The organism is Leptospira weilii serovar Ranarum str. ICFT, from assembly GCF_000332415.1.
GTDB lineage: Bacteria > Spirochaetota > Leptospiria > Leptospirales > Leptospiraceae > Leptospira > Leptospira weilii_A.
On the sequence record NZ_AOHC02000006.1, the window covers coordinates 5,001 to 29,896 of the forward strand.

General features: G+C 43.9%; 19 protein-coding genes and 2 pseudogenes (1 of these 21 only partly in view). 13 read left to right on the forward strand and 8 right to left on the reverse strand.

Annotated elements, in window-relative coordinates; all coding sequences use genetic code 11:
- Positions 1 to 142: the final stretch of a pyridoxamine 5'-phosphate oxidase gene (pdxH, locus tag LEP1GSC060_RS00350; RefSeq protein ID WP_002993513.1), read on the forward strand. 503 nt of this gene lie to the left of the window's left edge; only the last 142 of its 645 coding nucleotides appear in the window; the start codon falls outside the window, past its left edge; it ends in the stop codon at positions 140 to 142.
- A 23-nt stretch (positions 143 to 165) separates the two neighbouring features.
- On the opposite strand, the pseudogene LEP1GSC060_RS20200 reads toward pdxH, so the two are convergent.
- Positions 166 to 300: pseudogene (locus LEP1GSC060_RS20200) on the reverse strand (antitoxin); the annotation flags it as partial.
- Between the two features lie 111 nt (positions 301 to 411).
- Here LEP1GSC060_RS20200 and LEP1GSC060_RS00360 point away from each other — a divergent pair.
- Positions 412 to 1,302 (forward strand): DUF4349 domain-containing protein, encoded by an 891-nt coding sequence (locus LEP1GSC060_RS00360; RefSeq protein ID WP_002993494.1) that lies wholly within the window; start codon positions 412 to 414, stop codon positions 1,300 to 1,302.
- Between the two features lie 117 nt (positions 1,303 to 1,419).
- Here the strand turns inward: LEP1GSC060_RS00360 and LEP1GSC060_RS00365 are convergent, their stop codons facing one another.
- Entirely contained in the window at positions 1,420 to 1,836 is a 417-nt protein-coding gene (locus LEP1GSC060_RS00365; protein ID WP_002993543.1) for a hypothetical protein, read from the reverse strand.
- A 126-nt stretch (positions 1,837 to 1,962) separates the two neighbouring features.
- On the opposite strand from LEP1GSC060_RS00365, the gene LEP1GSC060_RS00370 reads away from it, so the two are divergent.
- Both LEP1GSC060_RS00370 and LEP1GSC060_RS00375 read left to right on the forward strand, forming a co-directional pair.
- Positions 1,963 to 3,945: an acetoacetate--CoA ligase gene (locus LEP1GSC060_RS00370; protein WP_002993535.1), complete on the forward strand. Its 1,983-nt coding sequence runs from the start codon at positions 1,963 to 1,965 to the stop codon at positions 3,943 to 3,945.
- A gap of 263 nt (positions 3,946 to 4,208) precedes the next feature.
- A complete protein-coding gene (locus LEP1GSC060_RS00375) occupies positions 4,209 to 5,132 on the forward strand; it encodes a substrate-binding periplasmic protein (RefSeq protein WP_230458285.1) in 924 nt (307 codons plus the stop codon).
- A gap of 667 nt (positions 5,133 to 5,799) precedes the next feature.
- Here LEP1GSC060_RS00375 and LEP1GSC060_RS00380 read toward each other — a convergent pair.
- Positions 5,800 to 6,453 carry a lytic transglycosylase domain-containing protein gene (locus tag LEP1GSC060_RS00380; protein ID WP_002993518.1) on the reverse strand — a complete coding sequence of 218 codons (654 nt, stop codon included), beginning with the start codon at positions 6,451 to 6,453 and terminating at the stop codon, positions 5,800 to 5,802.
- 522 nt (positions 6,454 to 6,975) lie between these two features.
- On the opposite strand from LEP1GSC060_RS00380, the pseudogene LEP1GSC060_RS00385 reads away from it, so the two are divergent.
- Positions 6,976 to 8,053 (forward strand): annotated as a pseudogene (locus tag LEP1GSC060_RS00385) (IS110 family RNA-guided transposase).
- 446 nt (positions 8,054 to 8,499) lie between these two features.
- Here the strand turns inward: LEP1GSC060_RS00385 and len are convergent.
- Positions 8,500 to 9,198, reverse strand: coding sequence for an endostatin-like outer membrane protein, LenA/LenB family (gene len / locus LEP1GSC060_RS00390; protein WP_080634481.1), 699 nt, complete (start codon positions 9,196 to 9,198; stop codon positions 8,500 to 8,502).
- A gap of 866 nt (positions 9,199 to 10,064) precedes the next feature.
- Here len and mutL point away from each other — a divergent pair.
- The 4 genes from mutL to LEP1GSC060_RS00410 all read left to right on the forward strand — a co-directional run bounded on the left by mutL (position 10,065) and on the right by LEP1GSC060_RS00410 (position 14,013).
- Positions 10,065 to 11,855: a DNA mismatch repair endonuclease MutL gene (mutL, locus tag LEP1GSC060_RS00395; protein WP_002993554.1), complete on the forward strand. Its 1,791-nt coding sequence runs from the start codon at positions 10,065 to 10,067 to the stop codon at positions 11,853 to 11,855.
- Positions 11,824 to 12,444, forward strand: coding sequence for a YqaA family protein (locus tag LEP1GSC060_RS00400; protein WP_002993528.1), 621 nt, complete (start codon positions 11,824 to 11,826; stop codon positions 12,442 to 12,444). The genes mutL and LEP1GSC060_RS00400 overlap by 32 nt, the downstream gene beginning before the upstream one ends.
- A gap of 87 nt (positions 12,445 to 12,531) precedes the next feature.
- Positions 12,532 to 12,756: a hypothetical protein gene (locus LEP1GSC060_RS00405; RefSeq protein WP_002993523.1), complete on the forward strand. Its 225-nt coding sequence runs from the start codon at positions 12,532 to 12,534 to the stop codon at positions 12,754 to 12,756.
- The gene (locus LEP1GSC060_RS00410; protein WP_002993507.1) at positions 12,757 to 14,013 is read left to right on the forward strand and encodes a replication-associated recombination protein A; all 1,257 of its coding nucleotides are present in this window, start codon (positions 12,757 to 12,759) and stop codon (positions 14,011 to 14,013) included.
- Here LEP1GSC060_RS00410 and LEP1GSC060_RS00415 read toward each other — a convergent pair whose 3' ends face one another.
- Positions 14,014 to 14,187, reverse strand: a complete 174-nt coding sequence (locus tag LEP1GSC060_RS00415; RefSeq protein WP_002993534.1) for a hypothetical protein — start codon at positions 14,185 to 14,187, stop codon at positions 14,014 to 14,016.
- Between the two features lie 225 nt (positions 14,188 to 14,412).
- Positions 14,413 to 15,516: a histidinol-phosphate transaminase gene (gene hisC / locus LEP1GSC060_RS00420; RefSeq protein WP_002993560.1), complete on the reverse strand. Its 1,104-nt coding sequence runs from the start codon at positions 15,514 to 15,516 to the stop codon at positions 14,413 to 14,415.
- Between the two features lie 215 nt (positions 15,517 to 15,731).
- On the opposite strand from hisC, the gene LEP1GSC060_RS00425 reads away from it, so the two are divergent.
- Positions 15,732 to 17,789 (forward strand): enterotoxin A family protein, encoded by a 2,058-nt coding sequence (locus LEP1GSC060_RS00425; protein ID WP_002993503.1) that lies wholly within the window; start codon positions 15,732 to 15,734, stop codon positions 17,787 to 17,789.
- A 479-nt stretch (positions 17,790 to 18,268) separates the two neighbouring features.
- Positions 18,269 to 18,439 carry a hypothetical protein gene (locus tag LEP1GSC060_RS20205; RefSeq protein WP_002993484.1) on the forward strand — a complete coding sequence of 57 codons (171 nt, stop codon included), beginning with the start codon at positions 18,269 to 18,271 and terminating at the stop codon, positions 18,437 to 18,439.
- 1 nt (position 18,440) lies between these two features.
- Here LEP1GSC060_RS20205 and LEP1GSC060_RS00430 read toward each other — a convergent pair whose 3' ends face one another.
- Positions 18,441 to 20,051 (reverse strand): peroxidase family protein, encoded by a 1,611-nt coding sequence (locus LEP1GSC060_RS00430; protein ID WP_036094913.1) that lies wholly within the window; start codon positions 20,049 to 20,051, stop codon positions 18,441 to 18,443.
- 182 nt (positions 20,052 to 20,233) lie between these two features.
- Here LEP1GSC060_RS00430 and LEP1GSC060_RS00435 point away from each other — a divergent pair, with 182 nt between their 5' ends.
- Both LEP1GSC060_RS00435 and LEP1GSC060_RS00440 read left to right on the forward strand, forming a co-directional pair.
- Positions 20,234 to 21,943, forward strand: coding sequence for an EAL domain-containing protein (locus LEP1GSC060_RS00435; RefSeq protein WP_002993482.1), 1,710 nt, complete (start codon positions 20,234 to 20,236; stop codon positions 21,941 to 21,943).
- A 119-nt stretch (positions 21,944 to 22,062) separates the two neighbouring features.
- Complete coding sequence (locus tag LEP1GSC060_RS00440) at positions 22,063 to 22,452, forward strand: response regulator (protein ID WP_002993548.1); 390 nt, start codon at positions 22,063 to 22,065, stop codon at positions 22,450 to 22,452.
- Positions 22,453 to 22,800: 348 nt separating this feature from the next.
- Here the strand turns inward: LEP1GSC060_RS00440 and LEP1GSC060_RS00445 are convergent, their stop codons facing one another.
- Positions 22,801 to 24,876 carry a methyl-accepting chemotaxis protein gene (locus LEP1GSC060_RS00445; RefSeq protein ID WP_002993530.1) on the reverse strand — a complete coding sequence of 692 codons (2,076 nt, stop codon included), beginning with the start codon at positions 24,874 to 24,876 and terminating at the stop codon, positions 22,801 to 22,803.
- Between the last annotated feature and the right edge of the window lie 20 nt (positions 24,877 to 24,896).

Here is a 24,896-nt window from a genome sequence, read left to right on the forward strand (position 1 = left end):
TCTTCCGACTCACTGGGGCGGTTACTCGGTTCTTCCGAATCGAATCGAATTTTGGCAGGGGCGTTCGAATCGTTTACACGATCGAATCGTGTTTGAAAAAAATACGGACTCTTCTTGGAAAAAGTTCAGAGTCGCTCCTTGAATCATCCTAAACGAGTCTAAAATTTATTTCCAAGTCGGATCGATTTTCTTATGTTTAGATGCGCCTTCAGTCGGATATAGATTAATTAAATTTTGATAGGGAATGTCGGTTTGATCCGATAAATTTTTTAAATAACCGATCGTACCGACGTCTACTCGTCTTCCATTGATATTGACAAATAGATTGTAAATGGCAAATAACGTATCAAAACCGCAGGGATAATTCAATTGTTTCTATTTTAAGAAGTTTTTTGAATCGGAGGATTTGCGTTGAAAAAGATAATTCCCCATATTCTCGTCTTTTCGTTGTTATTCGCATCGAATTGCGGACAACACGAAGAACCCAAAAAGAGCGCTTCCGGATCGTCGACCGAACTGTCGACAAGGTCGGAGGACAAACTGAAAAATTCTCCGGTTTCGGAACCCGAAAAAGAGAAAGCGGATTTCGACGATTCGGAAGGTCAATATAGGACCGAAAACCAACTCGGAAAAGTTTTTGCTCCGGTCGCGGTCGGCACGGAAAGATTACTCGAATACAACGTTCAACTTTCGTACGAATGCAACGATCTGATCAAAACGAGAAAGGATCTTTTGGATTTTATCGCTAAATACGGTTATCTCGAAAGCAGTTCCGCGGCCAATACGACCTCTCCTTTTATGAGCGCTAAAATTCACGTTCGTTCCGCAAAACTCTACGATGCTTTATTAGAACTTGATAAACTAGGAACTCTTCTTTCCGAAGAGATTTCCACGGTCGATCATACGGAGGGAATGGTTTGGCAAAAACGAAAAACGACTCGCGAAAAAGTCAGATTGAATCGAAGAAACAACGCGAACAATCAAATCGGAGCCGGTTCCAAAAACTGGGAAGCGATCGAAGAATCGATTTCCGTTAGCGAGGACCAATTGGATCTCTCGGAACAAGAAACCTGGAAGATCCAGGACCGGGTCGCTTGGGCTACGATTTCAGTCGGTTTCGGGATTCCCACGCCGCCGGATCAGGTGCAAATTCCTAATTACAAAAACGCTTTTGTCGGAATCTTCAACACATTCCTACAACTCACTTATTATTTACTTTGGTGGCTGCCGTTTCTGATTTTGGGAGGAGTTTTAGTATATTACGGAAACAGAATGTTTCTCAAATTTAGAAAAAAATCTTAGAGTTTGTCCTATACCTCAAAAACTGTCCGGCAAGTTTTTAGGTATAGTTCTCGCAGAATTTGTTTCTTCGGCGGTTTATAGACTTTTGAATCTTTTTTTGATGCCGTTAAAAAGCGGCTATCGAAAAGGGAAAACCCAAAGATTCAAAAGATAAGAAATCAAAACGATCGTAAAACAGAGGCTGAAAAAAAATCCGATTTTCACGGGTTGTGTATGAGTTCGATAACCCGACAGAAGAATATGAAGCGATAAAAATCCGACCGCGAGCGTTTCCGCAATTAAAACCGCCACGACCGGAGGTTGGGGACCGTAGAATAAAATCAGAATCGCGGGAAGAAATCCCAAGAAACTCATAAAAGCTCCGGTCGTGATCCACATCATTAGGATCAAACGAGATTGTCTTTCTTCGGGAAATTGAAAAAAACCGACGGCGGCGCCTACGATCAATTGGTGAATCAAACCGTGGAGGGTATAAAGAATTCCGGACGTAATGAGAACGATTTCTGGGAAATGGATATGTTCGAATGAGTTCAATGGAGTTTCTCGGATTTATTTTTTCTAAACCTATACGGAGCGTTCCGTTCCTCAATCAAAATTCATGTTGACCCGACCTTTCGAAAAAAATGTAATAGAGAGCGAAAAAACGGAATCGAGTTTTACATGTATCAAGAGTTATGGGCGCCTTCCTCCGATCGAATCGAATCTTCCAATTTAAACCGATATCAAAAATTTCTCAAAGAAAAAAACGGTCTTTCTTTTTCTTCGTTCGAGGAACTCAGAGCCTGGTCCGTAAAGGATGTCGGAGTTTTTTGGGAAAGCGTCTGGGAATTTTCCGAAGTCGTTCATTCCGAAAAATACGAAACCGCCTATCGAACCGGACTGAATTTTACGGATTCTCGATTTTTTCCGGGAGCCAAACTCAATTTTGCGGAAAATCTTTTGCGAAGAAACGATTCCTTTCCGGCTCTGATTTATAGAGGAGAAGACGGTTCGAGAAGGGAAATCAGTTATGCGGAATTGCGTTTGGCCGTCGGAGCCGTCGCAAAGGATCTGAAAAAAAGAGGCGTAGCGCCGGGAGATCGAGTCGCGGGGCTTATGCCTAACGTTCCCGAAACCGTGATCGCGATGCTCGCCACAACTTCCATCGGAGCGATTTGGAGTTCCTGTTCTCCGGACTTTGGCGCCAAAGGTGTGTTGGATCGTTTCGGTCAGATTACACCCAAGGTTTTGTTTACCACGGATCGATACGCGTTCAAAGGTAAGGATCTCTCTCTTGCGGAAAATCTGACTCAAATCCTCGCATCCATTCCTTCGATCGAAGCGGTGATCGTATCGGATTACAAAAAAGGAATTCTTCATTTTAAAAACGGGACGAACACGGTTCTTCCGAAAGAATATCCGAAAAAGAATATTCATTTTTTTGAATCTATTCTTCGGGAGAATGTGGGAGCCGAGCCGGAATTTTATCAAACCGATTTCGATCATCCGGTGTATATCATGTATTCTTCCGGAACGACCGGACTTCCGAAATGTATGGTGCAGGGAGTCGGAGTATTTATCAATCACTGGAAGGAACTGGTTCTTCACTGCGATCTCAAACCCGGTGAAAGAATTTTTTATTATACGACCTGCGGTTGGATGATGTGGAACTGGCTCGTAAGTTCCTTATCCGTCGGGGCCACCGTCGTTTTATTCGACGGAAATCCGTTTCATCCCGGTCCGGAGATTTTATTTCGGATCGTTTCCGAAGAAAAAATCAACGTCTTCGGAGTGGGAGCGAAATACATTCTCACTCTGGAAAAGTCGGACTTTCAACCGAGTGGTTTGGATCTTTCTAAGGTGAGGACCGTGTTGTCTACGGGTTCTCCTTTGACCGCGTCGGGTTTTCGTTACGTTTATCAAAATTGGAAAAAAGATCTTCAGCTTTCTTCGATTTCCGGAGGAACCGACCTCAACGGTTGTTTCGCTTTGGGTAATCCCATTCTTCCCGTTCACGAAGGAGAAATTCAGTGTAGAGGTCTTGGTATGGACGTGGAGATTTGGAATGATTCCGGAAAATCCGTGTTAGAAGAAAAGGGTGAACTCGTTTGCAAACAACCGTTTCCTTCCATGCCTCTTTATTTCTGGAAAGACCCGGAAGGAAAAAAATACAAGTCCGCTTATTTCGAATCCTTTCCGGGAGTTTGGTGTCACGGCGACTTTGCGGAGTTAAAGAAGAACGGCGGTCTTGTCGTTTACGGAAGATCGGACGCGACTCTCAATCCGGGCGGCGTGAGAATCGGAACTGCGGATTTGTACAGTTTGATCGAAACCTTTCCTGAAATCGCCGATTCAGTCGTTATAGGTCAAGATTGGAAGGAAGACGTAAGGATTGTTTTGTTTTTAAAGATGGCTCCCGGAAAAAATTTGGACGATTCTCTCATGTTAACTCTGAAAAAAGAAATCAAAGATAAGGTTTCTCCGAGACACGTTCCCTCTAAAATTCTCTCGGTCGCCGATATTCCCTACACGATCAATATGAAAAAAGTGGAGATCGCGGTCAAAAGAACCGTTCAAGGCGAACCCGTAACGAACAAGGAAGCCTTGAGTAATCCGGAAAGTTTAGAATATTATAAAAATCTTTCGGAGTTGAAAGAAGATTGATAACCCGTTTCAAAGATCATGATTTTGCGGGTAAAAAGTGCTGCGGTTAACAAAATGATTGTCTATTCTGAATTTATTGATCTTTATAAAATTGAGTACCGTGAATTTTTATCGCAAAATACTGTTTCAATACAAAATAATTGGTACTTTATTGTATAGTTATGAGTAATACAATGAAGGAAGCGCGTTTTTTACGGAGATGTTTTGTCGGAACAAGGCAGAGCCGCTTTCCATTCTCCCGTCTCAAAACCTCGTTTGGATATATTATAAATCGTTTTAAGATCCTTTTTAAAACGAGTATCCCAAAAAAATATTTTTTGTTTGTTCTATTTTGGATCCTTTGCCAAAGCAACGGAGTGTGTTATTTTTCTTTGGAAGCGGAGGAAAAAACATTCAAATTTTATAATTCGTCCAGGCTCAAGGAAATTTTGGAAAAGGGAGAACTGAAAGTCACCGGTGATTCCGCGTATGAACCTTTTTACATCGTAAACGCAAAAGAAGGTTATCCGGGTTTTGATTACGAATTGGGAAAAGCGTATGCGGACTTTTTAGGCGTAAAATATAAATTCGTTCCTTATCCCGAATTCAACGAATTTGCGGACGCGATCAAAAAAAAAGAGGCGGACATCGCGTTATCCGGAATCTCGAGCAATCTCGAAAGATCCAAAAAAGTAAGGTTCAGCGCGGCTTATCTGATCGCAACTCCCGCCGCTTTGATTCGTAAATCCGCTTTGCCTCCGCCTCCGGAAGGGAACATCATCACGACTCAGAGTTTTAGGAGCATTCTTGATTTAGCGGATGTGAGCGGAGTTACGTTTGCAGTCAGGTCCTTTTCCAATCGTCACGAGTATCTTTTGAAAAAATTCAAGAACGACCGGATTTTCACTTACGGTGATACTCCTTCCGCCTGGGAAGCGGTTAAGAACGGAACCGCAAATTGTTTAGTTGCGGATTCTTTTTTTATCAAGGGGCTTCTTCTCAAGGACAAATCGATCGCTTCCAATTTTCGGCCTCTTCTCGAACCCGTACAAAGAGAGGACATCAGCGCGGCCTTTCCTCAAGGAGATCCGGCGTTTATTAGAAATTTTGAATTCTTTCTGGAGGAACTGGAACGATCCGGAGTCCTTAGAGAGATGGAAGATAAATATTTCAATAAATCAGATTGGGTTCCTATCGAGCGACCCTAGAAGCGAGATAGCCATAGCGAAGCGGCGGTTCTTAGCGTAGCTAAGATGAGCGACCCTAGAAGCGAGATAGCCATAGCATTACCGAGCGATCCATAGAGAGCGAGGTTGAGTTTACGGCGGTTCTTAGCGTAGCTAAGATGAGCGACCTGCAACGCGATCCATAGAGAGCGTTGCACTTACTTCTGAGCGCGATTTATTGAAATAGGTGCCTCATTCTTTAGGGATCATTCGGCAGGGAGTGAGATTGAGTTCAGGAAAGCTTTGCGCTTTAGTTTACCAGAGCGACCCTAGAAGCGAGATAGCCATAGCATTACCGAGCGATCCATAGAGAGCGTTGCACTTACTTCTGAGCGCGATTTATTGAAATAGGTGCCTCATTCTTTAGGGATCATTCGGCAGGGAGTGAGATTGAGTTCAGGAAAGCTTTGCGCTTTAGTTTACCAGAGCGACCCTAGAAGCGAGATAGCCATAGCATTACCGAGCGATCCATAGAGAGCGAGGTTGAGTTTACGGCGGTTCTTAGAGAGTGTTGCACTCGAGTTTCCGATTCGCCCAAGATTTCAACCGTCGAACTCACGTTAGTTAAGATACTTCTTTGGATGTCGTTCGTATTCTATTTGCTGAAGTTATACGAGTCCCCGTTTTGTATCGGATCGAATTTCGGAATTTATGGAATCGAATCGGAGATTTGTTCCCTCAATTTCAGATAACGGGTTTGGTTGGAAAGAATGATTTCATTGTATTCGGGAACTCCTCCCCATCGATCGACCGCACCGGGACCGGCGTTGTAGGAGAGAATGGCCTTAACCGTATCTCCCTTTCTTAGATCCAATAGATAGTTCAGATAAGAAACTCCGAGGTGGATATTCACTTCGGGCTTGTGAAGGTCGTCGGGTTTGATTTTCCAACCTTCTTTTTGGGAAATCCAACTTGCGGTTGCGGGCATGATTTGCATAAATCCGCGAGCGTTTTTCGGGGACCGGGCCGTCGCCTTGAATTTGGATTCGAGGTGAATCAGCCCCATCAGTAGGCTGACCTTGTCTATGTCGGAACAACGAAAGGTGCAGGATTCTATTTCCAGTCTTCTCGACTCTTGCAGTATGACTTGGGAGATTTTTTGCACGGATTCCGAGGAAAGAGTCGGTCGGACCTCCGCGATGTAGGTCTGAATGGTTTTGAGTTCAATGGTTTCTTCGTTCAGGAGGATTTCCTTTCGATTGAGAGCTCCCGCAACCGGTGCGAGAAACAACTGGAAGCCCAGAGGGAAAAGTAAACAAAGTAAATACCGAAAACGAAATCGTGTCATCTTGCGAAAATTCACCGGAGACCTCCGTTAGTTCGAAATTGTGCGTCGCACAATGATCATTGTTTAATTTTTTTGCAGCGCACTAAAAGTCAATCCTTTAAAACGTTTTTGGAAGTTTTTAAGAGACAGAATTTTGGGTCGGAACTACGCGTTTTAGGGATTAATGATTAGGGAGGTTCCATTTTGTAAGAGTTTCTTTTATGTTCTTCGAAACCTGGAAAGACAAATATTTTAACGTGAGTTCGACGGTTGAAATTTTGGGCGAATCCAGCCCCGGCGCTGCGATCCATAGATTAGTATGATTCTTGGACGTAAGGCAGTTCGAAGTGTGATATTCTTGATTCGACGGAGTCAAGAAGGCCGGTGGCAGATTGATCGCTCCCTTGGGGTTTAGACCCCGACCCATAGATGAATCTAAATCGGCCACCGCAAACCAAAGTGTGGCGGCTTAAACAAAGTCGACCGCGAATAGGAGTGCTGGTGATATCACCCGGCTTTGTTAAGACCTTCCGCCTCTGTCATTTTAGGAGAAAAGAAATGAACAGTCAAGAAGTCAAGTATGTAGGAATTGATTGTGGTAAAAAAAGTTTAGAGGTAGTTCGAATCAATTCGGAGAACTCGCTCGAACGTCGACAATTCAGCACAACGGAAAGCGGAATTAACAATTTATTAAAATGGTTAACGTCGAACGATATCGTAGGCCTGGAAGCAGGATCTCAATCTTTTAGAATTGCAAAATCAATACTAAACAAAGGAGTTCAAGTAATTGTTTTGAATCCCGGAGACTTAGCAACAATTTATCAATCTTTGAAAAAGACTGATAAAGAAGATTCTCTTAAGATAGCTAAACTCATTCAACGTTATACTAGGTAAGAATTACCGGTTGTTCCAATTCCCACGGACGAAGAGGAAGACAATCGTCGATTGTGTACCGAGCATGAGAATTGGACAAGACAACTAACGCAAGGAAAGAATCGGCTTCACAGTTTATTCACTCAAGCCGGTCTGACTGAGATCACCAAAAAACATTTACGGACAAAAGCATCCAGAGAAACTTCTGTAACTTTACTTCCGGATCGATATCATAAGGAAGCGGAACGAATCTTAAAAGTTTTAGATTTAGTCGAACTAAATCTAAAACTCATTGAAGAAGATATTAAAGGCGCTCTGAAAATCAATCAGGTCTACGTTCAAACGATCATGTCCATGCCTGGTATCGGGATGATTACGTCTCTGGCGATTATGAGTTACATGGGGGACTGCAAAAGATTCTCTTCCGGTAAACAAGCCGCCTACTACGCTGGTTTAGTTCCCAGAGTTGACATCTCAGGAGATACGGTTCGATACGGTAGAATTGTTTCCCGCGGTTGTCATTCGATCCGAAGAGTGATTGTTCAAGCAGCTTGGAGCCTGGTCCGTTGTCAGCATGGCGGTAAGATTAAAGAGTTCTACGGAAGGTTATATACTAGGTGTAAAAGGAGCAAAGAAATCGATCATTGCTACTTCACGTAAAATGATCGAAGTTCTTTTTTCTATGATTCGAACAGGGCAACTCTTCGACTCTATGCCCGAAAATGTTCTGAATCGGAAATTAGCTCAATATGGTCTTATGTAAAAAAAATAGCGGAGGGGCTTGACACAAGGAACATAGGAGAGAGCGGCGCTCGCTCGGGTTTTTGGGCTGGACCGCGCTTGAACTAAAGTGTTGCTCCTGTCGAGCGAGGCATTCTAACTCTTACATCACCCTAAACTCAATCTCACTCCCGATTGGTCGTTCGATTGGTCGTTCGATTGGCCGCAAATAATAATCGCTTTCGCCTTGGTTATACCTAGTTCACGTTAAAAAAATAACCGAACCTGAATTCGACGTTATGAAAAAGATTCTTTGGAAAAATTCTTGTAAAATCCTAACCCTTGGCTCCTAACCCCTCGCCACTAATCCCTAGTCCCTCGAAGCGTGGGAACTCTCACGTTTTTAAAAGCACAGAAGGCCGCCATTTTTGTTGGATGTGAATAGAAAAACATCGCTCTCAATCTTTAGAGCGATGTTTTTTGAGAAACTTACTGTTCTACGCAGAGTAGATTTAGATTTTGATCGCAAGTCCAGTTATCGACTGTAAATGCGCCTTCCGGAGTTTTATCCGCTTGAAGTTCCGTTGTATTTCCCGCTTGTCCCGTAATGTTACCATCCGCAGAACTCCAATTGTTACAATTCGATAAAGGTTCCCAAAGAAACGTTCCGACTGTACCGGCTAAACCGTTCCAAAAGTGTTTTTTAGCACCGCTGTCGATTCCGTTTGCAAGGTCCGCAGTTACCATAGAGTTTGCGTTCGTCGTAAATGTGATCGTAGTTCCGTCGCTTCTGCGGTATTGTTTGCTCGGATATAAAACCCAATCCTTTTTGTCCACGGATCCGTCGACTGCAGAAACAATTTGTCTTCCGGTCGGACCGTCCACAATCAAAGCTTTGTAGGTTCCGGTAAAGTTGGAAGGTTTGGCTGCAGTACATTTTGCATCGGCTCCCGATATCCCGCCCAAGTTTCCGTTGTAACCCGCGCCGTTGTTGGTGGCGATGAAGGTTCTACAAAAAGAAGCGTCTTTGCAAGAAGTAGCAGCGGCGTTCGTCGTAGCGTTGGAAGAACCCAATGAATTGAGAAGGAAGAGAAGAAGGCTGGTATCGTCTTCTTTTTTATCCTCACACGATAAAAGAGTCAATGCGACGGATCCCGCACACAAAGTAAGGAGTATTTTTTTAAACATTTTTTCCTCGTTTAAATTCAAATGATCTGTCTGAAAGATGACTCTTCGGATTTCATAGAATCTTAAAAGACAAAAAATCAAACATACGCAAAAATAAAAACCGGACTTCGTTTAACATTTCTCATATCACAGAAATTAATTTACGATTCTTTGTAAAAAAATAGTTTCTGATTTTGTTCGGCAATGGGTTGGTCGGAGTTCATGTTATATTTTGAATCGATTGTATTATAGAAGAAGATGTAATTATAAGACATTGAATTTCTTTCGACGTTTAAGAACGTTATGTTGATTCAAGAATGGGAAAAGTGTTGAATCGATTTTCGATTCTTTTCGAGGATGGATCAACTTAGGATTTTTTTTAGAGAACGTCGTTTATACAATATCCTGACACAACCAAAAAAGATCGATTGGAATATAAACAATAGAGTCGTTGAAAAATTCAATCGTCGCGATTCACAAAACTGCTTCGATCGTCCATTTCAATGTAAAAGAAAAACAGATGGGGAATTAATTTTTCAACAACTATAGTATCAAACCGCGGGGGATCGCTGTTCTAATGAAATAAAATGCGATCTAAAATTATTTTTCAACAACTCTAATGTAATAAGGTCCAAAAGAAACATCCCGCCTAATCGATAAAGTTACTTTCAAGATTTACAAATCCACCCGTTTATCCTCTCTATATATTCAGTGTTCAGAATTCTGCCTCTAAAACGGAATTCGTCTCAAAATTCATGGAACTCTAATATATAGGGATCAGTAAAAACAAGTCAAAAGATCGATTTTTTAAAAGGGATCAGCTCGGAACTTTTAAAGAAATTTCCAGGTCGACAGACTCGGGAAGTGTTCCGACATTGGAACCATTCATGGGAAAAATTCAGGAACTCAGTCCGGAACTCATCAATCAAATCGCTGCGGGTGAAGTTATCGAATCCGCGCATTCCGTACTGAAAGAGCTGATGGAAAATTCGATGGATGCGGGCGCAACGCAAGTGGACGTCGAGTCCAAAGACGGCGGCCTTTCTCTTTTAAGAATTACGGACAACGGTTCCGGAATCGAACCCGAAGACATAGAACCCGCACTCAAAAGACACGCGACGAGTAAGATTCGAGACTACGCCGATTTGGAAACCGTGCTCAGTTACGGATTTAGAGGAGAAGCGCTCGCCTCCATCGCTTCGGTGTCCCGCCTAACGTTGGAAAGCGGAATCAAGGATCAAAAAACCGCGTGGAAAATTCGTTCCATCGGAGGAAACATTTCCGAAAGGGAAGAGATTCCCGGATTTACCGGAACTAAAATTCTTGTGGAGGAATTGTTTTTCAACACACCCGTCCGCAGAAAATTTTTAAAATCGATCCGTTCCGAAGACAAAAAAATCAGGGATCGAGTCACGACACAAGCGCTCGCAAAAGAAGACGTTCGTTTTCGGCTTTTTCAAGACGGAAAAGAGGTTTTTGTTCTTCCTTCCCGCGAAAATAAAAAAGATCGAATCATTGATTTATTCGGGGAAAATTTCCGGGATCATCTTTTGGAAGTAAGTCTGGAACGCGGAGGGATCCAAGCGAACGGTTATATCAGCGATCCCGACTTTTACAAATCCAATCGAACCGGGCAGTTTATTTTTATCAACGGAAGGCCGATCGAAATCAAGTACGGTTCCGTTCTATTAAAAAAAGCTTATGATGAACTCCTTCCTCCGAACGGTCATCCCTACTGTTTTTTATTTTTTGAGATCGATCCTTCGAGAGTCGACGTAAACGTTCATCCCGCTAAAAAAGAAATCCGCTTTTTGGACGAAGAAGGATTCAACGGATTTTTTCTTGCGCTCATTCAAAAAGAACTCAGATCCAGCACACCCGTCGGTTTTTTAGAATTGAAAAAACGTCTTTTGAGACCGACGCCGGATACCTTTAAAACCGGTTCTCTCTATCAGGCTCATTCTTCTTCGCATGCGGGACAAAGTCCGCTCCTCAGCAGAGATCTGTTCGCGAACGTTCCCAGACAGGAAGGATTCGATTTGGATCGGATGGGACCGGGAGCTTCTTTGTCCGCTTTGACGGACGAAAGAGTCAAACATTCTTCTTTTGTTCCTAAAAAACATTTCGGAGTTTTGTTTGAGACTTTCATTCTTGCGGAGGCCGAAGACGGTTTTTATATCATCGATCAACATACCGCTCACGAAAGAATTCGATACGAAGAAGTGTTAAGAAAACTCGAGAAAAAGAATTACGGAATTCAACCCCTTTTAACTCCGATTCGAATCGACTTGTCCAAACAGGAACAGGAAGACGTTTTAAACCGAAGAAAAGAATATGAGGAAGTTGGAATATTCCTAGATCCTTTAGGAGAGGACAGCGTGGTCCTCCGGGAAATTCCCGCATATATGGAACCGGGTGAAGAAAAAGAAATCATTCTGGATTTTTTAAACCGAACCGAGGGTACAAAATCCAGCGAACCGGAATTATACGATCTTATGGCAAAATGTGTGGCTTGTCGATCCGCGATCAAAAAAGGAGATCAACTTTCCGATCCGATTTTGGCCGAAATATTAAACAGACTGAGTTATTGCGAAAATCCTTCCCGTTGTCCGCACGGAAGACCTACCTTAGTAAAGTTGAGCAGAGATGACCTTGAAAGAATGTTCCACAGAAAATGAAGAAGTTTCCGGCAAAGAACCGGATCGAGTTGTAAGAAAACTTTTCCGTCAGACGTTAGTCGGAATCGTAATTCTAGTTTTGGGAGTTGTGTTTCTTGCGCGAGTGTTTCCCGAACCGGTGCTTGCGGTATCCCAAAAGTTCATAGAGATCACCGGAGTTTTCGGAGTGGGGATCGGGATTATGCTCGCGGATTCGCTGCACGTATTTATACCCAACGACGTGTTCTTGATGATCGCGGTCGCCGGAAAACTCAATTCGATTCTTGTCATTACATCCGCATCGATCGGAAGTTTGATCGGTGGAACGATTTCCTATTTAACGGGAAGAGTCCTTTTGCCTAAGATCGAAGGTGTCGCGAGTTTTGTGAAAAAACACGAACAAAAACTCGAACACTATCTGCATCGTTACGGATTTTGGGCGGTCGTTTTGGCTGCCTTAACTCCGCTTCCTTATTCCTGGGTTTCACTCGCGGCGGGGACGATGAAAATGAGATATCCTCTTTTTTTTCAAGGTTGTCTTTTTAGAATTCCACGTTTTATAATATTCTATTATTTGATTCAATTCGGTTGGGTCGGCGGTGGAATGTAAAAAACGTTTTTATGATATATTTATCGATGAAAAATTTGAGTTTTCGGAAAGAAAGAAAAAGAATACTCTGCATCTAAAGGTAGTCTCTTGGAAAACAATCAACCGAATTTATTTCCGAAAACGAGAGAGGAAGTCATTCGAGAGAATCTGGATCTATTCGATCTTCCGATTCGGATTCAGGCTTTGATCGAAAATGTTCTTCAAGGAAATATCCGAGAACAATCCTTGGTTTGTTGTCATAGCGCCTGCGACGTCTGTAACTCGACCATTCGCACCTGTCTCAGGAAAATCAAAAACGAGTTGGAACTTTAGTTGAGCGATCTTTTTACAAAAAAACCGATTCCTCCTCTGGCGCATAAAATCCGTCCTTCCAGTTTCGAAGAAGTGATCGGTCAATCGAGGGCGACCAAACAACTCGTCAATTATCGTTCCCCCGTTTCGATCCTTCTCTACGGACCTCCGGGAACCGGAAAATCCACGTTAGCCGGAATCCTTTGCAGAAAATGGAATCTTCCTTTTGTGGAATACAACGCGGTTTCCACCGGAGTCGCTGAAATCAAAAAGTTGCTCGAAAGAGCGGAAAGGGAAGGAACGATTTTGCTCTTTTTGGACGAGATCCATCGTTTCAGCGCCTCTCAACAGGACAGTCTCTTAAAAGGGGTGGAAACCGGGCATTTGGTTTTGATCGGAGCCACGACCGAAAATCCGGCGTTTAGAATCACAAGACCGCTCTTATCCAGGTGTCAGATTTTAAAGATAGAACCTTTGAGTCCGGAAGAACAGGCTTCCCTTCTCGAAAGAGGCATTCAAAATATAGAATATTCAATTCATCTAAACCAAGACGCAAAGGAAATTTTGATCCGATTTTCCGGAGGGGACGGAAGAAAACTACTTTCGAACTTGGAGGGGCTCGGTTTCAGTTTTCCCGAGGGTCATACGATTTCCAAATCCGACGTCGAGGAATATTTGGAAAGTCGTGTGATCGAATACGATAAAAGTGGAGAAGGCCATTACGACGTGATTTCCGCCTTTATCAAATCGGTGCGGGGAAGCGATCCGGACGCCGCGCTTTATTACCTCGCGGTTTTGCTCGAAGGCGGAGAAGATCCTCTTTTTGTTATGCGAAGACTGATCATTCTCGCGAGCGAAGACGTAGGAAACGCTTCCGTCAACGGTTTACCTCTCGCGGTTTCCGGCTTACACGCGTTAGAGGCGATCGGAATGCCGGAAGGAAGATTGATCCTCGCGCACGTGACTACGTTCCTTGCTTCTTGTCCGAAATCGAACGCGAGTTATAAGGGACTCGGAGCCGCTCTTTCTTTCGTTAGGGAAAAAGGAACGGGGATTAAAATTCCGAATCGGCTCCGAAACGCTCCTACGTTTCTTCATAAAAAGGAAGGAGCTTCCCAGGGTTATATATATCCCCACGATTTCGGGGGATTTAAGGAACAAAATTATTTCCCCGACGAATTTGCGGAGAACCCGCCTCGTTTTTATTTTCCCACCGGAAACGGTGCGGAGTTGAAACTCAAGGAATACTTGGATAAGATTTGGAAAAAAGGCGGCTGATTATTTGTCGTAGAGTTCCGGACGGACTTTCACTTGTTTCGTTTTGGATGGGAAAGGTTTCCAGTCGGTTGTGGTTTCGTTTTCGATTTGATTTCGATTTGCGTCCGAATTCCGGCGATGCGCGATCGGGGTTTGCATCTGTGTTTCGTTTTTTTTGTATTCGGAATGGAACATATCGGATCTTAGGACTTTAATTAACGTTTCGTGCTTTTTCGGAAAAAACTGAAATCTTTTTTACGATCCGCGAGGGATCGAGGCGTGGTCAATAAATTGCTCCTCGATAAAACATTCCGATTTCCTTATGTTTTTCAATTTATTGACCGGAGACGAGAGCCCGACCCGTGAATTTCGGAGACGTTTTGTCGAACGTATCGGTCGAGGGGCGCGGCCAAAATTGTTTCAATCGAATTCCCGTTCCAATGCGGCCAATACCCGATCGTTTTGTTCGGGCCTTCCGATCGTGATTCGGATCGCGTTTAAGTCGTAACTTTTCAAGTCCCTCAAAATGATTCCCTGTTTTAAAAGGGATCGGGAAATTTCCGCGGAGGACTTTCCGCGTTTACTTGCAAATAACGTAATGAAGTTCGCGTAGGATTCGATAAACTCGACGTTTTGTTCGGCGGCGAATTTTTCGTATCGTTTCATCTCCTTTAGATTGTTTTCCAGATACGATTTTACATGAGTTTCGTTTTTGAGCGCCTCCGTCGCGGCGAGCGCCGAAAGATTGGCGACGCTGAACGGTGGGCGCATCTTATAAATATTGGAGATCAATTCCTTGTTTCCGATTCCGTATCCGATCCGCATTCCTCCGAGTCCGTAGGCTTTCGAAAAAGTTCCCGTATAAAATACGTTCGGGAACAGATCGGTGACTTCCTTTGCGGGTATGAACTTACTCGGATCCTTTTTGTTCGCAAATTCCATATAAGCCGCATCAATGACGACTAACGTATCCGGAGAAATTTGTTTTAAAAATTCGTAAACGTCCGATTTGGTAAGCGCGTCCCCCGCAGGATTGGACGGAGTGCAGAGGAATACGATTTTAGGTCGGATTGATTTTGAGAGATCCAAAAACGCGTTTAGATCGTGTGGTACGGTCTCGGTGGTATGAACCTTTGCGCCGCACTGGAGCGCGTAGATCTTATACATCGCGAACGTGATTCGATTGATGAGTATCGAATCCCCCGGACTCAACACACATCTACACGCAAAGTCCAATACCTGATCGCTTCCGTTGCCCGGAATGATTCGGTCCGGAGTTAAGTCGAACTTGGATGCGAGCGCGGTTTTTAATTCCAGATAGGAATCGTCCGGATAATAGGACATTTTTGTCGCGGCCTTGCGAACCGCTTCGATAACCGTTTGCGCGCAACCGAACGGATTTTCGTTCGAGCCGAGTTTGATCACTTGATCCGGATCGATTCCGAATTCTCGAACCACGAGTTCGATCGGTTTTCCGGCTTCGTAACTTTTGAGGGATTTCAGATTGGGCTGAAATTGAATCATTTGCTCCCATGCTTTTTTTTCGTTTCGTTTTTGGAAACCGATTTAAGACGAAAAAATTTATCTTCTCGAATGGAAAGAAAAATCGGGTTTACCGTGTTCTTTTTAAAAAAAGACCGTTTATACGTTGAATATAAGCGGTTTTTGATTTGTTCCATTAGTATTTCTGAATCTCCCTTTTTATGGAGAAGTGAAATGGATTACAAAAGGTGAAAATTATGAAAAGTTTCTCAATGATTCTAATCTGTCTTTTTTTATCCGGAACCGCAATGGATCTTCACGCGCGTCGCGAAAGAGTCATTGAAAATCCGGTCGATATGGTCGCGGGATTCGAAAGTCATGTCAACCCTCCCGCCGAGTTATTTTATCGGGCCGAGATAATGGACCCGGAACAGCTTAGGGGTTCGGATGGATTTTGGTCGGCCGGTATGTCGGCAAATCCGGGTAATTCCGATCGTTCCCTATTCAATCACGTTTCTCCCGGAGCCCATTCCGGACGCTCGGCTTATATTAGCGCCACTCGAACTTTGAGAGACGCTCACATATTCGGGAATTCGAATATTCCTCATGATTATTACATTTATCTAATTGCCGGTGGGAGTAATATTTTCGATGTACAAGGTTCTCTGGGTCCTTACACTCCTCCCGATGCGAGAGGCGACGTCGCCGCATTGTTCCGAATCACTTGGGGTCAAGTTTACGGTTGGTATCCTGTCAGCTTCGGGATTCAAGGCGCATTGGAACACAATCCTATGTTTGATAGAGGGAGATACGGGAATGCTACCTCTTCGCCCGGATTTCCGGAACTGGCCGGGTTTCCTCAAGGTGATCCCAGATGGGGAAATCTGTTTTTTTCAAACGTCGCAGGATGTGATAACCCTTTACGAAGCTCCGTAAGATGTTATTTAAAGCAGGGGATGTCGGATACGGCGCAGAAAATTTTCGATCTGAGCGCCAAGAAGAGTAGGATACCGATTCTTCCGCTTTTTAAAACTCCCATCTCCCAAGTAGCGTCCAGTAAGGGAACTTTTGTAAGTTTATCGAACTATCTGGCCGGTCTTTGTTATGTTACGGCGAAAAATAAAATCGAATGTAGATCCGTACTGAACAATGGAAAACTCGGTTCCATCAAAGAAACCGCAATCGGTGATACGGGTTACGATGACTCGTATATGTTCGGGGATGTTAATAACGATCAGAAGGATGATTTTTGTCGTCTGACGGCGGTGTCGAACGGGAATCCATTACTAAAATGTAATCTAGGCGACGGCAACGGAAGTTTTCCGACCGAGGTTAATTTTGGTTCCGTGGACGGCGGTTGGGCCTCCGGTGGAGCGGTTAATAAACGTATGATTGTAAAAGGAATTACCGGGAGGTCTTATTTTTGCCGAATTATAACCGTAGATTGGTATGAGATCTCCTGTAGGCAGTTGGTTCAAAATCGGAGCGGAAGTTCCGTTACTTTTACTCTTGGAGAATCCGGCACTACAAACGATAGGAATTATTATTCCACTTTGGCCGAGGAATTCGGTATTTTCACCGATTCCAATCAAGACGGCGTACCGGATTGGTGTAATATTAAAAATCAGCAATATGATAAATTCGATTTGAATTGCTGGTGGTCCTTGAAGAGTCGGCAGTTTTCCGAACGTGTGCCGATCAAAGATCTATCGGGAGATACGAACAACGAGGTAATGACTAGCGCTAGGATTATGAATCCTCGGATAAACGATTTTTGTTCCGTTCCTAAAAATCAGCTCAATAGTTCCGTTATGTGTTATAGCTTTACGAGCGCTAAACAGTACAAATCGACCCCCGAATTCAATTACGCGACTCGGCTTACGGAAGCGAAAGGTCTTATGAGCAAAGACGGCAACTCTCTTTGTGCTACGGAAGTTAGAAGCGAAGGTAAAACGATGAGGCTTTCCTGTGTTTCAAAAAATTCCAAATCTAAAACCGGATTTAGTTCCGTTTTTTCTACGCCCGACTTTGATGATTATGGAAATGTTTTGGACGAAAAGCGGGTAAAAATCGTTTATTCCAACGGAAGGAGTTTATTTTGTGCGATCGGAAAAGATGCCGCCGCCTGTTTGCCTCTCAATCAAAATGGGCCGGCCTGCCAACGTGTAGCCTCGGTTCAGACAAGTTCTGCAAGGGCTCTTAGAAGCGGTTTCACTGGATTGGAGGACTTTCAAGGAAAAAATGAATGTTTGGGGTTAAACTCCAAAGACAGGTGTTATAGGGAGGATGGAATGTGTTATAAGTGGGATTATTGAACGGTCTTTGCGGAAAGCCGGATATTTTAGAAATTTATAAAATACTGATATAAGTCGTTCTCCGAATCGAACGCGTATGGGCAACTTCGGCGGCAGTTCGTAAGCCGAAGTTTTATAAAACGATAAAGTCGATTGAAATCAAATCGTCTATTCCGTATTTTCCTACGGAAAAAACTGTGGAAATCGATTTAGAGCCGGTCTCAAAACTGGTAGATTGTTTCTCAATTCCAGCTTATCTCAAGTTCTATCAAAGTTTTGAGACCGGCTCTTAAGAATAGAGTTGTTGAAAAATTCAACGGTCGCGATTCACAAAACTGCTTTAATCGTCCATTTCAATGAAATAGAAACAAATGGAGAATTAATTTTTCAACAACTCTAATATATTCGTATCCAACTTGGGAAAAATATTTTCGATTCGTCGTATTCGGGATTTTTTTTTCCTCTAATTCCATGGTTCTTACGGAAAACTCGGTAACAAAATGAAAGATTCGTCGTTTCACGCAGATGTAAAAGAGAAAAACCCGGATCGTTTCGAAGATATTTTGAACGGAGATATTTTGATTCAAGAAATACTCCAATCGTTCAAAAATTTCGATCGTGTATTTGAAAATATACTTCCGGAGCTTTTTTCTCCGGAAGACGATTTGTAGTTCAAGTCGTAAGTTTCAAATACGTAGACTTGAAGTCTTCGAAAAACTTGGACGGATCGAGCGCGTAATCCAACACGAGCGCTCTGGATGTGTCGTTTTTCAAAAGTTCCCTGTCGTTCGGTATCAACAAGGGGCCTTCCAATCCCGCTCTGAGAAGAACGTGAAAATAACTGTTGTCGAAGTTATAAGGATTTGTGGTGAACGATTCTCCTCCCAACCACCCGATGGTACGCGCTCCGGAGACGAGCACTAAATCCTGAATTCCGAGTTTCATCTTTTGAAGACAAGGAAGTTGATCCTTCTGAGTTTCCATTCCTAAGGGAAGGATCTGAACGACTTCGTTTAACAATTCGTCCTTTCTTCCGGGTTCGATTTGAATTTTCGGTCCTCCCGATTTTTCAATCGCTACGGTTCCGGCGAGTGCGAGAAAGTCCGCAAAAGAAAAGGAGGTTTGATTGCGTTCGTTGAAGGTTTCCTTCCATTCTTTGAGCTGATAAAAATTTTGAACCAGGTCTCCGTTTTCCGGAAGTTTGGTAAAGTTTTCAAAAGAGTTTGCGGCGGAAAGTCCGACCCAGTTTTGATTTTTATCGAAAAGACAGGCGAGATGATAGACAAGTTTCAACCAGCTTCCGGTTTCACGAACGAGTACGATCCTTCTCAGAGAATTTTTCGCCTCTTCCCACGCGTTTAGACCGGCTTTTTTTAGGATCTCCCGGATTTCATAAAGTTTGTAGTTTCCGGTTTTTCCCTTGAGTTGTGCGGAAAAAACTCTTCCTTTCAGAACCGTATCCCTTACTTGTTCGTAGAGAGATTCCGAAATCAAAACGGACGTTCCCGCCTTTTTGGTTTTGGATTCGATTCTACTCGCTATGTTCACGGAATCCCCGATAGCCGTGTAAGACATGTTGGCCGGATGGCCGAGTTGTCCTAATATGCAGCTTCCATAATGTACTCCGACTCCGATCCGAAACTCGGTATGAAAATGGGATTTTAAATATTCGTTGAGAGAATAGAGTTCAAGTTCCATCTCTTTGGCCGCGCGTAATGCGGAAAGACAAACCTCGCGAGGCGAACCTCCGTCCACTCCGAAAAGCGCCATCAATCCGTCTCCGATGTACTTATCGATTTTACCGCCGTGTTTTAAAACGATATCGCCCATTTTATAAAAATATCGGTTGAGAATATGAATGACGTCGTAAGGAAGATGAGATTCGGAGAAAAGAGTAAAGTCTCGGATGTCGCTGAAAAGGATCGCGATTTCCTTTTCTTCCCCGGAAATCGTAGTCGATCCCGGAATTGTAAGATTGTAGTCTTCGTCGTCCAAAACGATTCTTCGAACGCGAACGTCTCCTAAAACCCGCGCCTGACACGCCAGTCGAACGGACTTCGGAAAACCTTTCCTTTGAGACAAGTCCTTTTCCTTTGGTTCCGGCGGGGATAAATGGGAAGGGTTTTCCAGAACCAAAACGCGACAAGTGGAACATCGAGCGTTTCCTCCGCAAGCGTGTGTGTGAGGAATGCCGTTGACCAAGCCGACTTCCAACAAGCTCGGGGGCGTTGAATTTTCGGGTAAACTAATTTCTTTTTCGTTTTCAAAATTTACAAGAATCATTAAAACCTTCGGATTTGACGGGGATATAAAAAAATAATTGGCGTCCTATATGGAAGGGTAGAGAATTACAGACTCGGTTGTCAATAGAAGATCGTCGTCCACTTGATTCTTGAAAAAGCTAACGCGGGTTAAAGAGAATCATGAAAATACTGTTAGACGGTTTACCGTTTTAGGATCATTGAATGTACGGAAACAAAAATTCTCAGGAAGAAAATAGGGATTCAAGGCCGATCATACTTTTGGTGGACGACGAACCCATCATCTTGAGAGGATTAAAAGAACAACTCAAACTCGCGTTCGGTAAGGACTTTGACATAGAAATTGCCGAAGATGCGGAAGCCGCCTGGGAAATTTTAGAAGAATACGTTGAAAAGGGAATCGATATCCCCGTCGTGATTTGCGATCAAGTGATGCCGGGTGTGAAAGGGGATGAGTTGCTCATTCGGATTCACAACAGAAAACCGGATATTCGAAAAATCATGCTGACCGGTCAGGCTTCCGCGGACGCCGTCGGTAACGCCTTAAATCACGCGAACTTATACAGATATTTGTCCAAACCCTGGGATTCCAACGATTTGATTCTTACGATTCGAGAAGCCTTGAAGTCTTACTTTTCGGATCTTTCGCTTGTGGAACTCAATCGAAAGTTGGAAACGACTCTTCTTTACGATCGGGAGACCGGCCTTCCCAACTTAGAAAGTCTGAGAAGGGTTTTGGAGGAAAAGGAATCTCAGGGAATTCAGTGTACCCTCGCAGTAATTCGGATCGAATCCTCGACCTCCACGACTCAACATTTTGGAGTGGGAGTATATCATAAAGTACTCAAGCAGCTTCTCGCTTCTCTTTCTTCGTTTATGGGCGATTCCGCCAGTCTGTTTCATCTTTATCAGGACGAGGTCGCGGTTCTTTCCGACGTCGAGGAGGACAAATTCTATTCCCTTTTGGTCGCGTTTCGGATTCTTCTCCGATCGGAATACATCGAGGCCGACGAAATTTCCTTTCGTGTGAACGTTTCCATCGGGGTCGCGACTCATCAAGATTCCCTTTATTACAAGGCTAGAATTGCGATGATGCACGCGGCTCAGAATACGGAAATCGAACTGATGAGTTATTCCAACGCGATGGAGGAGGGAGATCAGTATCGGATCAATCTCATCCTAGGAAGGAAATTGAATTACGCGATCAATGTCGGCAACGTCGTTCCTTACTTTCAGGGAATTTACGATAACAAGTTGGAGAAGATTACTAAATTTGAATGTCTTGCGAGAATTCAGGACGGGGATCGGGTTTACTCGCCCGCAAGTTTTATATCGATCGCCAGATCGACCGGGATCATTCGTCTTCTGACTCCGATCATGATCGAAAAGTCGATTCGATATTTTGCAAAATATCCGGAATATTCGTTTTCGGTGAACATCGCCGAATCGGATTTGGAAAAAAAAGGTTTTGCTCCTTGGGTCATAAGCCGTCTGCAGTATTATGAAATTTCCCCGGAGCGGTTTACTCTGGAAATTTTGGAAACGGATCGTTTGCGTGGAGGCGAAAGAGGGCTTGATACATTAAAAGAACTTAAAGAATCCGGTTGTAAGATTGCGATAGACGACTTCGGAGTCGATCAATCCAACTTTGAAAGGTTGATGGAAATCGATCCGGATTATATCAAGATCGACGGTAAATTCATACAAGGAATCCATCTGAGTAAAACTCCGTATCTACTCGCTTCCGCGATGGCCGAGATGGCTCATAGAATCGGGGCGAAAGTAATTGCCGAATTTGTAGCGGGGAAAGGGGAATTTGACACCGTTCGTTCCTTAGGTGTGGAATATTGTCAGGGGTATTATATTATGGAACCGGCTCCGGAGATTCTACCGATTCCTCAGGTGTCGCTTTAAATGTCTTTGTAGCTTTTTCTAAAATCCACTTGTCATTATTTTTTTTCCAATTAACGTTAGGTTCTGCGTTTTTTGAGGATTCGACGAGTCGAATCCATTAGCGAGGGTGGGTACTTCCATTGGATAAAGCGATTCTTTTTGTAGACGATGAAGCTCTGATCCTGATGAGCATGAAATCCCAAGTTAAGCGTCACTTCGGAGACGGTTACAGATACGAAACGGCTCTCGATGCCGGAGAAGCGTGGCAGATCATCGAGGAATTGATTCACGAAGACGTTAGAATTTTGATCATCATTTCCGATTGGTTGATGCCCAACGTCAAGGGAGACGAATTTTTGAGACAGGTTCATAGCAAGTACCCGGATATTCAAAAAGTAATCGTCACCGGTCACGCCGACGATTCCTCCATTGAGGCGCTTAAAAAAGAAATCAATCTTCGGTCTTATCTGAAAAAACCTTGGGACGAAAGGGAATTGGTTTCTACCATCTCGACCGCTTTGACCAATTAAAAGTCAAACCGATCGCTCATCTTTGCTATCGCAAAGAGCCTCCGGTCTAACTCAATCTCACTCCCTGGTGCTGCGACCCATCGGGAGCAGTGCCACTTTAGTTACCCGGGTCGTTCGATAATGCTCCGCTGCCTACGGCCATAGCTCGCTTCCTAAGGGGCGCTCATCTTTGCTATCGCAAAGAGCCTCCGGTCTAACTCAATCTCACTCCCTAAGGGTCGTTCGATAATGCTCCGCTGCCTACGGCCATAGCTCGCTTCCTAAGGGGCGCTCATCTTTGCTATCGCAAAGAGCCTCCGGCGACGCTCCGCTGCCTACGGCCATAGCTCGCTTCCTAAGGGGCGCTCGCTATATTTTAAACTGATTGATGAGGCGTAACAATCCTTCCGATTGAGTGTGCATGTTCTTTGAAAATCCGGTTAAGTCGTCCGCGCCGCCTGCGATCTCTTGAGTTCCGTCCGAGATACTCAAGATCGTTTTTGTGATCTCTTCCGAAGCGCGTCTTTGTTCCTGAACGGCTCCTTCGATTTGAAGGCTGAAACTCATGAGTGAACTCGCGCTCTGATGAATTTTCTCCGTATTCTTTTCCTGAGTGTTCACCGAATCCAAAACGTTTTTCGCCGAAACTCCGAACATATCCACGGAACTTCTGAGTTTTGCCAGAATTCCGGACGCTTCCTTAACCTTACCCGTTCCGTTCATTACGGCGCGGTTCGTCGATTCCACAAGTTGTCCGATTTCTTGAACGCTGTTGGAAGTTTGAGACGCGAGTTTGGAAATTTCTTCCGCAACGACCGCAAATCCTTTTCCGGCTTCACCGGCTCGTGCGGCTTCGATGGCGGCGTTTAACGCGAGTAAGTTGGTCTTTTCGGAGATGTCCGTGATGATGGAAAGAATTTCGTTGATCCGGGAAGCGCTGTCCCCGATTTCGTCCATCGCCTTCGTGGATTGATTCATGGAACTTTCTCCGGTGATCGCTTGTTGTTGCGATTCACTCGCGAGAAAGGCGAGAGATTTCATCTCTTCGTTGATTTTCGCGATCTGTTCCTTCAAAAGAACCACGTTTCCGTCGATGTCTTTCATGTGGGAAATCGCCTTTTCCATCGACGTACCCACATTTTCCGCAGAAGAGGCCAGTTCCTCGATCGCCGCCGAAGATTCTTCCGATGCGGAAGCTTGTTCCTGTGCGACGTCGTAAAAACTTTTGGACGATTCCGCCATCTGATCCGAAGTGGAATTCAAGGATTCGGAAGAACCTTTGATCTCTAAGATGATCTTTTTGATGTTGTTCTTCATGTGGTCCAAGGAAATAAGAAGTTTTCCGATTTCGTCCTTACGTTCGTACTTATTATCTACGATCAGGTTTCCGGAGGAAATTTCCTCGGAAAAGGAGATTGCGGCGTTGATCCCGTTCGTAATCAATTTTTGGAATATTATATTTAATACGATTAGGATGGCGATCATCGTGACCAAGGAAGTGGCTATGGTTTCCAGGATGATCAAGGACAGATTTTTCCAAAAGATGTTGTCGGGAACGCTGACTTCCAAAATCCATTTCTTATCGTAATTTCCGAGATAGAAAGAATAGAAAAAATGAATGGCCTTGTTTTTTTCATAAACCTGGATTTCTTTTTTCTTACTTCCTTCTAAAATCATTTTTTTCCATTCAGGATCTTGAATCTCTTTTCCCACCAGTTCGGGTTGTTGTCCGTTTGCCGCATAAAAACCTCCGGGGGAAATCAGGTTCACGTATCCTTCTCCCTGATAGGGACGAATCGGAGCCAACATCTCCTGCATGTTTTTCATGGCGATGTCCATGCCGACGGCACCCGCAAATTCTCCGTTTCTACGCACCGGTTTTACCACCGAAATCATTAAAACTTCTTTGCCGGACACCGGATAAGCGAACGGATCCGCGATATAGTCCATCCCCGTTTTTTTCGGAATATTATAAAAGTATCCGCTTACGTCTTGATTTTCGTAGTAGATCACCGGCTCGAGTACAAGGGGGCGATCCGGACCCGCCGACTTATTGAGATACGGAATGAATCTTCCGGTGGTATCGTAACCTTGTTTATTGATGTATTGAGAATCCTGAGAGTCGAACTTTCCCGGTTCAAAAACACACCAGGAACCGAAGTAATTCGGATCGGAATTTACGAGATCTTTCAACGTTTCTACGGTTTCTTCTCTTGTCGGTTTCGCGTGTGAAAGTTGGAACTCGAGTCCTCTTAAACCGCCTAAGGCTTTATCGAAAAAGTCCTGGATTTCGAAAGCGTATCGAAAAGCGACCATGGATGAGGATTCTTTGATGTCCTGCGTAAGTTTAAAATAAGTCGTGATCGCATTGATGGCGGTGATCGTAAGGCTTCCCGCGATGAGTACGAGTGCGAGATATAACGAAATTCTAAACCGGATGCTCATGAATTTTCCTCTTCCATTTG

Bases quoted from the DNA above. Each gene is read 5' to 3' on its own strand.
- LEP1GSC060_RS00415 (WP_002993534.1), bottom strand. From the start codon at position 14,187: ATGTTCCATTCCGAATACAAAAAAAACGAAACACAGATGCAAACCCCG.
- LEP1GSC060_RS00370 (WP_002993535.1), top strand. From the start codon at position 1,963: ATGTATCAAGAGTTATGGGCGCCTTCCTCCGATCGAATCGAATCTTCC.
- LEP1GSC060_RS00425 (WP_002993503.1), top strand. From the start codon at position 15,732: ATGAAAAGTTTCTCAATGATTCTAATCTGTCTTTTTTTATCCGGAACC.
- LEP1GSC060_RS00435 (WP_002993482.1), top strand. From the start codon at position 20,234: ATGTACGGAAACAAAAATTCTCAGGAAGAAAATAGGGATTCAAGGCCG.
- hisC (WP_002993560.1), bottom strand. From the start codon at position 15,516: ATGATTCAATTTCAGCCCAATCTGAAATCCCTCAAAAGTTACGAAGCC.
- len (WP_080634481.1), bottom strand. From the start codon at position 9,198: ATGTTTAAAAAAATACTCCTTACTTTGTGTGCGGGATCCGTCGCATTG.
- LEP1GSC060_RS20205 (WP_002993484.1), top strand. From the start codon at position 18,269: ATGAAAGATTCGTCGTTTCACGCAGATGTAAAAGAGAAAAACCCGGAT.
- mutL (WP_002993554.1), top strand. From the start codon at position 10,065: ATGGGAAAAATTCAGGAACTCAGTCCGGAACTCATCAATCAAATCGCT.
- LEP1GSC060_RS00400 (WP_002993528.1), top strand. From the start codon at position 11,824: ATGACCTTGAAAGAATGTTCCACAGAAAATGAAGAAGTTTCCGGCAAA.
- LEP1GSC060_RS00445 (WP_002993530.1), bottom strand. From the start codon at position 24,876: ATGAGCATCCGGTTTAGAATTTCGTTATATCTCGCACTCGTACTCATC.
- LEP1GSC060_RS00430 (WP_036094913.1), bottom strand. From the start codon at position 20,051: ATGATTCTTGTAAATTTTGAAAACGAAAAAGAAATTAGTTTACCCGAA.